Source organism: Bartonella sp. AP258QHHD (genome assembly GCF_042196145.1).
Lineage (GTDB): Bacteria > Pseudomonadota > Alphaproteobacteria > Rhizobiales > Rhizobiaceae > Bartonella.
The window spans coordinates 1-2,758 of the sequence record NZ_JBHIPR010000021.1; the positions used below are offsets into that span (position 1 = coordinate 1).

General features: G+C 35.1%; 2 protein-coding genes, 1 tRNA gene and 2 pseudogenes. 1 reads left to right on the forward strand and 4 read right to left on the reverse strand.

Going from position 1 to position 2,758, the window contains the following annotated elements:
• Positions 1 to 64: 64 nt before the first annotated feature.
• The 4 genes and pseudogenes from ACFIMM_RS02905 to ACFIMM_RS02920 all read right to left on the reverse strand — a co-directional run.
• A tRNA-Ser gene (locus ACFIMM_RS02905) sits at positions 65 to 154 on the reverse strand.
• A gap of 942 nt (positions 155 to 1,096) precedes the next feature.
• Positions 1,097 to 1,695: pseudogene (locus ACFIMM_RS02910) on the reverse strand (tyrosine-type recombinase/integrase).
• Positions 1,696 to 1,701: 6 nt separating this feature from the next.
• Positions 1,702 to 1,920: a hypothetical protein gene (locus tag ACFIMM_RS02915; RefSeq protein WP_375692602.1), complete on the reverse strand. Its 219-nt coding sequence runs from the start codon at positions 1,918 to 1,920 to the stop codon at positions 1,702 to 1,704.
• A gap of 118 nt (positions 1,921 to 2,038) precedes the next feature.
• Positions 2,039 to 2,146, reverse strand: a pseudogene (locus ACFIMM_RS02920) (exonuclease); the annotation flags it as partial.
• A 300-nt stretch (positions 2,147 to 2,446) separates the two neighbouring features.
• Here ACFIMM_RS02920 and ACFIMM_RS02925 point away from each other — a divergent pair.
• Positions 2,447 to 2,758 (forward strand): hypothetical protein (locus tag ACFIMM_RS02925; protein ID WP_375692603.1); only part of this gene is annotated, 312 nt, incomplete at its 3' end.

Genomic DNA, 2,758 nt, shown 5'->3' on the forward strand with positions numbered 1-2,758 from the left:
ACGAATCCCGCACCTTGAAAAAACACACATGAAATCAATAAGTTATAGCACCATAAAAGTGCTGTGGCGGAGGGGGTGGGATTCGAACCCACGGTACAGTCTCCTGCACGCCGGTTTTCAAGACCGGTGCCTTAAACCGCTCGGCCACCCCTCCAAACTAGATATGCTTTTTGACAAATTTCTTGTAAAAGGTCAATCATTTTAATACGCATTTTAAAGCGTTCTTTGTAAAACTATTTAAGTTTCAATTAAAATAATTCTTCATAAGTTAATTCTTTGAGTGTGTTATCTAAGAGTTTCATTTTTAAACATGATAGTTTTTTCTGAAAAAATGAAAGGTAATTATGATATTTATCATTTTTTTTCCTGTTTAAAAATTTTTTACAAAGCAATATTTTTTTAAGTTCTAACAATCGTTTTCGTAATAATAAGAAATGTTTAGTTGAAAATGTTTGATAAATTATATTAAATTCCGGTCGTGTATTTTTGAATTATTTTACCTTTCCAGATATTTATTTTATTTAGATCGTTCATATTGGCGAAAAGAAAATGTTATTACTCTGACAGTTTATGAGAGATAAATTTGTAAGAATGACATATATATTCAAGGAAAGTTTTTATTGAGTTTAAATTAAGTACAATTCAATAAGAAAGCTCTTTAAAAGATTTTAATTTTTTAAATAAAAATATTCAGATATTTAGTGCATCTAAAAAGTACCTTGGAGGGAATGGCTGATTTGCGCTATTTGAATAAAATTTTATGTAAGATTTGCATCGATAGTTTAAAATCTCTTCTAGATATGACTGGAAATTAGGTATATTTGTAATGCTTTTTCTGTGGGATAAGCAAAAAGTTAATTTGAATGGAAGAAAAAATTATTGAGTAATACCCTTAGATCAATAGATAGTTTGTGAAGGTATTACATAGTTTTTCAAGAATAGAACTTAAAAACGCTAAATTATGCAGAGTCAGAAAGCGTAAACTTTAAAAGATAAAGTTTTAAAAGCCGATTCATTCACAAGTATGTGTAAAATAAAATATTTATGTCTAATATGAGAGAATAGGTGAATCTTGATTCTATTGATTTTTTTGCCTCTATCCCTCATCTTTTTGAAGCTTTTTTATGGCTTCAAGAGCGAGTTTTTTACGGTCTGCGCTCTTTGTGTAAAGAGATGTCATAGCATCATTTGTCCAGCCAAAAATTGCTTTGAGTTGTGATACTGTTGCACCAGAATTAACTGCGCGTGTTGCTGCTAATTTTCTTAAGCCATGTGCTGATTTTTTGATTCCCGCTACGTTACAAGCCTCACGAAAAAGGTTGCCAAAACTTTCTTTAACTAGTTTTTTACCTTCTTTACCACAAATGAATGTCTCTTCTCCAATCACATAACCTTCATAAGGATGAGTTCTTTTTGTTTTTTTGTAGCTTTAGTGTAGCTATGCCAATTAGAGCTGTTAAAGTATTGTTTAAGCAGCCATGCAAATAACCCTTCAACAAGTTTACCGGTTTTTGATTTAGGAAGTATAAGTCCTTGTAACTCGGCAAGTGCGCTTTTGTAGTTATCAACAAACTCTTGCGTTCCATAGGTACCGCGTATTCTAATGCGTTTGCCATGACCAATACGTACATACCATACAATTTTGCCATGTTGAGTAATTTGTTTAACGAGATGAGGAGGACGTGGTTTAGGCATGGTATTTTACATCTTAGAGAGTGCGGTTTCGTAATATTCATTCTTTGACAAATCTAAAAGTTTGTCTGGGTGGCTAACTGAATTTGGTATTGGAATATCTGCTTTAAGATAGATAAGCAGTTCACCGGTAGGTTTGATTTCTATGAGTTCGCATTTTTGCTTTTTTGCTTCTCTTAAAGCGCGTGCAATGGCTGGTTGCGTTATAGCAGCTGGACGAGGCGCCATATCTTTTCTCCTTACATTGAGATGCAATTCACGTGTGGCGTGAATCACGCATTACTTGAAAGTGTTAGGAAGGGTGGGGGTGCTCGTAGATATGCGGGGAACAAAACACCCCATAAGGTTAAGCAGCTTTTGTTGAGAGTTGTTGTATCTCTCGTTCTATCTCTGCTAAAAAGGCTTCAACAATTTGATTGATCTGTTCAATTTGTTGATCATCACGGAAAAAACGGAAGAAGTCACCATCGCATTCCAAAAACCAGAGGGGTTTGATTCAATGAAAATGCGATTTTGTATCATACAACAAGTGTAGCAAATGAGTTGAGGGTAGAAATGTGGGCCGTTTCCTATGAGGAAGTTGAATGTTCAGGAAACATATGTGATTTTCACTTTAAAAATTCTTTGCCCAACAAAGAGGCAACTTATGGTAAGATAACTTTAGAAGATGGGATAGTATACAAGGCATTTACTTGGAATGAAGAGAGTGAAAGTTCGCTTTTTTCAAGGGTACCGATGGAATAATTTATCTCACATGATACAGAAAACTGTCACGCAAGAATTTTCGCCTACTCGTCAAGGAATGATACAGTCTCACGGCAATCTCATTATTAATGCTGATACCATTGATAACCATTATAGCTCTATGAGAGCAGGGGGAAATGCCGATATCCACGCTGGTGTGCTGACCAATCTGGGTGCAACGGCTTATAAAAACACCTATATGGGTTGTAATGCCAATACCCAGGATGGTTATTGTTATGGCTATAAAGCTGATGGAAGCCGCGATGTTTCTTTAGATATAGCCAATGGCAAGGATCGCCAGATTGGTTCAGAAGCTTTGGAG

What these genes read in the sequence shown, in the direction of transcription:
- ACFIMM_RS02915 (WP_375692602.1), bottom strand. Translation starts at nt 1,920, where the DNA reads ATGGCGCCTCGTCCAGCTGCTATAACGCAACCAGCCATTGCACGCGCT.